This is a genomic window from Microbacterium sp. (assembly GCF_035277845.1).
Lineage (GTDB): Bacteria > Actinomycetota > Actinomycetes > Actinomycetales > Microbacteriaceae > Microbacterium.
Genome location: NZ_DATEJS010000122.1, coordinates 1 through 5,404, shown reverse-complemented (window position 1 = coordinate 5,404; position 5,404 = coordinate 1). Strand labels below are relative to the sequence as shown.

General features: G+C 69.6%; 7 protein-coding genes. All 7 read right to left on the bottom strand.

The features are described 5' to 3' along the window. A partial coding sequence (locus tag VJR25_RS05195; RefSeq protein ID WP_324113224.1) for an MFS transporter occupies positions 1 to 598 on the bottom strand: 598 nt, incomplete at its 3' end. Continuing rightward, entirely contained in the window at positions 595 to 1,755 is a 1,161-nt protein-coding gene (locus VJR25_RS05190; protein WP_324113222.1) for a MalY/PatB family protein, read from the bottom strand. The genes VJR25_RS05190 and VJR25_RS05195, both read right to left, overlap by 4 nt. 110 nt (positions 1,756 to 1,865) lie before the next feature. Continuing rightward, positions 1,866 to 2,195, bottom strand: a complete 330-nt coding sequence (locus tag VJR25_RS05185) for a metal-sulfur cluster assembly factor (protein WP_324113220.1) — start codon at positions 2,193 to 2,195, stop codon at positions 1,866 to 1,868. A gap of 9 nt (positions 2,196 to 2,204) precedes the next feature. Next, entirely contained in the window at positions 2,205 to 3,011 is an 807-nt protein-coding gene (gene sufC / locus VJR25_RS05180) for a Fe-S cluster assembly ATPase SufC (RefSeq protein ID WP_324113218.1), read from the bottom strand. Then, positions 3,012 to 3,338, bottom strand: coding sequence for a non-heme iron oxygenase ferredoxin subunit (locus VJR25_RS05175; protein WP_324113216.1), 327 nt, complete (start codon positions 3,336 to 3,338; stop codon positions 3,012 to 3,014). Beyond that, positions 3,335 to 4,474: a Fe-S cluster assembly protein SufD gene (sufD, locus tag VJR25_RS05170; RefSeq protein ID WP_324113214.1), complete on the bottom strand. Its 1,140-nt coding sequence runs from the start codon at positions 4,472 to 4,474 to the stop codon at positions 3,335 to 3,337. Before sufD ends, VJR25_RS05175 begins: the two co-directional genes overlap by 4 nt. A 1-nt stretch (position 4,475) precedes the next feature. Continuing rightward, the coding region (sufB, locus tag VJR25_RS05165) for a Fe-S cluster assembly protein SufB (RefSeq protein WP_324113212.1) at positions 4,476 to 5,404 on the bottom strand (929 nt) is incomplete at its 5' end.

The following is a 5,404-nucleotide window of genomic DNA, read 5'->3' as shown; positions in this document are numbered from 1 at the left end:
TGTCGATGCTGCGCAGCGGCAGGGTCACGGCGATGTAGGCGAGGGCGGTGAGCACGGCGACGCCGAGGAACACCCAGCGCCAGCCGATGAACTGCGCCACCAGGCCCGCGGCGAACGGGCCCACGAACGACGGCACGATCCAGGATGCCGCGTACACCGCGAACAGGCGCCCGTGCAGGCCGGGCGGATAGACGCGCGCGACGACCACGTAGAGCGTGACGACCTGCCCGCCGACGCCGAAGCCCTGCAGCAGCCGGCCGATGACGAGCACGAACATGGTCGGGGCGAGCCCCGCCACGAGCAGGCCCGCGACGAACATCACGACCGCGCCGGTGAGCGGGACGATCGGGCTCACCCGGTCGCTGAGCACCCCCGCCGCGACCATCCCGATGACGCTCGTGGCGAGCGTGCCGGCGAAGGCCGCGGCGTACAGGGCGGCCCCGTCGAGCTGTGCGCTGATGACGGGCATGACCGTCGTCACGGCCAGCGACTCGACGGCGGCCAGGAACACGAGCGCCGTCGAGCCGAGGGTGACCCACAGGAAACGGCGGCTCCAGATCGACCCGGCCGCAGCCTCCGCGATGCCGGCGGAGGTCATCCCCGTATCAGGGCGCCGATGCGCTGCACCGCCTCGGTCAGCATCTCCGGCGAGCAGCCCATGTTGATGCGCACGTGGCCGGCCCCCTGGGCGCCGAACAGCGGACCGAAGTTCAGGGCGACCTTGGCCTCGGTGAAGATCTTGTGCGCGGGGTTGTCCCCCCAGCCCAGCGCGGACAGGTCGACCCAGGCGAGGTAGCCGGCATCCGGCATCCGGAACCGCGCACCCGGCACGTGCTCGGCGAGCAGGTCCGCCAGCAGCCGCCGGTTCACGTCCAGGCGGGCGAGCAGGCTGTCCAGCCACGCGTCGGATTCCGGGCTGAACGCGGCGACGCTCGCGATCGCGCCGAACAGGCCGGTGCGCCATTCGACTTCGTCGGGCATGTCGCGCACGATCTTCGCGGTGCGCTCGGACCCGGTGATCATGAGGGCGCACTTGAGGCCGGCGAAGTTGTACGCCTTGCTGCCGGACGTGACGGCGAAGCCCACCTCCGCTGCCGCGTCGGATGCCGCCAGGAACGGGGTGAAGGCGACGCCGGGCTGGGTGAGCGGCGCATGGATCTCGTCGCTGACCACGTAGCCGTCGTGCCGGCGGGCGATCTCCGCGAGCGCGGCGAGGCTCTCGCGCGAGTGCACGGTGCCGGTGGGGTTGTGCGGGTTGCACAGCAGGATGGCGCGCGCGCCGTCTGCGAACGCCCGCTCGATCCCCTCGAGGTCGAGCTCCCATCCCGTGCCGTTGTCGACGAGCGGCACGTCGACCGCCTCGGCCTGTGCCTCCGGGATCGCGTCGAAGAACGGAGGGTACACCGGGGACGTCATGACGACCCGGTCGCCCGGGCGCAGGATCGCGCGCATGATCTCGACGAGGCCCATCACCACGTCGCAGGTCCACCGGATGCGGGCGGGGTCGACCTCCCAGCCGAACCGGCGCCGCGCGAACTCGGCGAAGACGGGGGCGATGCCCGGGTCCGGCGGCGTGTAGCCGGTGTCGCCGAGCTCGACCGCGCGCATCAGCGCCGCGGAGATCGCCGGCGCGAGCGGGAAGTCCGTCTCCGCGACGAACAGGGGCAGCACATCCTCCGGATACCGTCGCCACTTCGTGCTCGAACGCTGACGGAGCTGATCGATCGGCAGGGCTTCCAGAGGGATGACAGTCACCTCTCGAGCCTATCGGCGGCGGATGACGACCCGACCAGTCCGCACGGATGCCGGTGGATCGTACGGATGCGCCCGCGGGCCGAAGCCGGCGGGCGCATCCGTCACGCGTGTCAGATCGCGAAGCCCAGGGCGCGCATCATGTCGCGCCCGTCGTCGGTGATCCGCTCGGGACCCCACGGCGGCATCCACACCCAGTTGATGCGGAACTGCTCGACGACGCCGTCCAGAGCCTGGGCGGTCTGCTCCTCGAGCACGTCGGTGAGCGGGCAGCCGGCCGAAGTGAGCGTCATGTGGATGACGAGCGCATCGGTCTCGGCGTCCCACGCCAGGTCGTAGATGAGACCCAGGTCGACGACGTTGATCCCCAGTTCGGGGTCCATCACGTCTTTGAGCGCCTCGGTGACCTCGTCGAACTTCTCGGGTGTGAGCGTCGCGGTCATACCGTCAGCCTACGCCGGCTCGGCGAAAGCCGGGTCGCCCTCGGCGTCCGCGGCCGACTCCGACTCGCCCTCGAGATAGCGGTCGTAGCCCTCCTCCTCGAGGCGGTCGGCCAGCTCCGGGCCGCCCTCCTCGGCGACGCGGCCCTTCACGAGCACGTGCACGAAGTCCGGCTTGATGTAGCGCAGGATGCGCGTGTAGTGGGTGATCAGCAGCACGCCGAGGTCGGTGGCCTCCTTGGCGCGGTTGACGCCCTCGGAGACGATCTTCAGCGCGTCGACGTCGAGGCCCGAGTCGGTCTCGTCGAGCACCGCGATCTTCGGCTGGAGGAGCTCCAGCTGCAGGATCTCGTGGCGCTTCTTCTCGCCGCCGGAGAAGCCCTCGTTGACGTTGCGCTGCGCGAACTTCGGGTCCATCCGCAGGTTCTTCATCGCCTGCTTGACGTCCTTCGACCACGAGCGGATCGCGGGCGCCTCGCCGTCGACGGCGGTCTTGGCGGTGCGCAGGAAGTTGGTGACGGTGACGCCGGGGATCTCCACCGGGTACTGCATCGCGAGGAACAGACCGGCACGGGCTCGCTCGTCGACCGTCATCGCGAGGACGTCCTCGCCGTCGAGGGTGATGGTGCCCCCGGTGACGGTGTACTTGGGGTGCCCGGCGATCGTGTACGCCAGGGTCGACTTGCCGGAGCCGTTCGGGCCCATGATGGCGTGCGTCTCGCCGGTGCGGATCACAAGGCTCACGCCGTTGAGGATGGGCGTGGTGCCGGCATCCGTCTCAACGGTGACGTGCAGGTCGCGGATCTCGAGAACAGACATTCAGATTTCTTTCTTCACAGCAGGATCGATGAGCACGTCGTCGCCGTCGATCGTGACGGCGTAGACCGGGACGGGCTCATACGCGGGGAGGTTGAGGGGCTTGCCGGTGACGAGCGAGAACGCGGAGCCGTGCGCCCAGCATTCGATCGTCTCACCCTCGACGAAGCCTTCGGCGAGCGAGATGTCGCCGTGCGTGCAGACGTCGCCGATCGCGTGCACCTCGTCGTTCGAGTCGCGTACGACGCAGATGGCGACGCCATCGACCTCGACGCGCAGGGCGGCGTCCTGCTCCAGCTCGCTGAGCGCGCAGACGCGCGAGGCGGTCATGCCGCGGCTCCCCGGGCGAGCTCGATCTCGATGGTCTCGACGAGCTCGGCCTCGAGTTCGGGCAGGCCGATGCGCTGCACGATCTCGCTGAGGAAGCCGAGCACGACCAGGCGCCGGGCCTCGGCCTCCGGGATGCCGCGGGCCTCGAGGTAGAACAGCTGCTCGTCGTCGAAGCGGCCCGTCGCACTGGCATGGCCGGCGCCGCGGATGTCGCCCGTCTCGATCTCGAGGTTCGGGATCGACTCGGCGCGTGCACCCTCGGTGAGCACCAGGTTGCGGTTGGCCTCGTACGAGTCGGTGCCGATCGCGTCGGGGCCGATCAGCACGTCGCCGATCCAGACGGTGTGCGCCGACGCGCCCTGCAGCGCGCCCTTGTACAGCACGTCGCCGGTGGTGTCGGGGCCGTCGTGGAACAGGTAGACCTGGCTCTCGAGGTGCTGGCCCTCGTCGCTGTAGGCGATGCCGTACAGCTCGGCGCGCGAGCCGCGGCCGGCCAGGCGCACACTGGGATTCACCCGCACGACGCTGCCGCCGAAGCTCGCCACGATGTGGCGCAGCGTCGCGTCGCGGCCGACGACGGCCTGGTGGGATGCCGCGTGCACCGCATCCTCCGCCCACTGCTGCACGGTGACCACCTCGAGGTGGGCGCCGTCCCGCACGAGGATCTCGACGTTCTGGCCGAGCTGGCCGGAGCCGGTGTGGCGCAGCAGCACGGTGCCGTGCGCGTTGGGACGCGCCTCGATCACGATGTGGTCGTGGCCGGTGCCGCCGTTGCCGGTGACGTCGATCACCACGGGAGCCTCGGGCTCGCCGTCCACCACGATGTGGCGGGCCGCGACCGACTTGGTCCACGTGATCGCGGCCGGCAGGTCCTCCGGCGTGAAGGCCTCGCCGCGCGGCGCCTCACCCACGGCGAGGGATCCGGCATCCGATCCGCTGACCGAGACGCCGAACGCGTCCGGCGAACCGGCGTTCTCGTCGAGCAGCGCCGCGATGCGCGCGAGCGGCGTGTGACGCCAGTTGACCTCGCGGCCGGTGGGCGCGGAGAAGTCGGCGGGGTCGTAGGAGCTCGGGCGCTCGGAGCGGGTCTGGACCGGAACGAAGGTGGGCTCGGTCTCTACGTACGTTGTCGTCATCTCAGCCGACGGATCCTTCCATGCCCATCTCGATGAGCTTGTTCAGCTCGAGGGCGTACTCCATGGGCAGTTCGCGGGCGATCGGCTCGATGAAGCCGCGCACGATCATCGCCATCGCCTCGTCCTCCGGCATCCCGCGGGACTGCAGGTAGAACAGCTGCTCCTCGCTGACCTTGGAGACGGTGGCCTCGTGGCCGAGCTGCACGTCGTCGACGCGGATGTCGATGGCCGGGTAGGTGTCCGAGCGCGACTGCGTGTCGACCAGCAGCGCGTCGCAGCGCACCGTGTTGGCGGCGTGGTGGGCGTTCGGGTCGACCCGGACCTCGCCGCGGTAGCCGGCGCGGCCGCCGCCGCGGGCGATCGACTTGGAGACGATCGAGGACTGCGTGTACGGCGCCATGTGGATCATCTTGGCGCCGGCGTCCTGGTGCTGACCGGGACCGGCGAAGGCGACCGACAGGGTCTCGCCCTTGGCGTGCTCGCCCATGAGGTAGATGGACGGGTACTTCATCGTGACCTTGGAGCCGATGTTGCCGTCGATCCACTCCATGGTGGCGCCCTCGTGCGCGATCGCGCGCTTGGTGACCAGGTTGTAGACGTTGTTCGACCAGTTCTGGATCGTCGTGTACCGGCAGCGCGCGCCCTTCTTGACGATGATCTCCACGACCGCCGAGTGCAGCGAATCCGAGGAGTAGATCGGCGCGGTGCAGCCCTCGACGTAGTGCACGTACGCGCCCTCGTCGACGATGATCAGGGTCCGCTCGAACTGGCCCATGTTCTCGGTGTTGATCCGGAAGTAGGCCTGCAGCGGGATCTCCACGTGCACGCCCTTCGGCACGTAGATGAAGCTGCCGCCGGACCAGACCGCGGTGTTCAGCGCGGCGAACTTGTTGTCCCCGACCGGGATCACCGAGGCGAAGTATTCCTGGA

Coding starts and splice junctions, on each gene's coding strand:
- VJR25_RS05185 (WP_324113220.1), bottom strand. CDS start 2,195: ATGACCGCGACGCTCACACCCGAGAAGTTCGACGAGGTCACCGAGGCG.
- sufC (WP_324113218.1), bottom strand. CDS start 3,011: ATGTCTGTTCTCGAGATCCGCGACCTGCACGTCACCGTTGAGACGGAT.
- VJR25_RS05175 (WP_324113216.1), bottom strand. CDS start 3,338: ATGACCGCCTCGCGCGTCTGCGCGCTCAGCGAGCTGGAGCAGGACGCC.
- sufD (WP_324113214.1), bottom strand. CDS start 4,474: ATGACGACAACGTACGTAGAGACCGAGCCCACCTTCGTTCCGGTCCAG.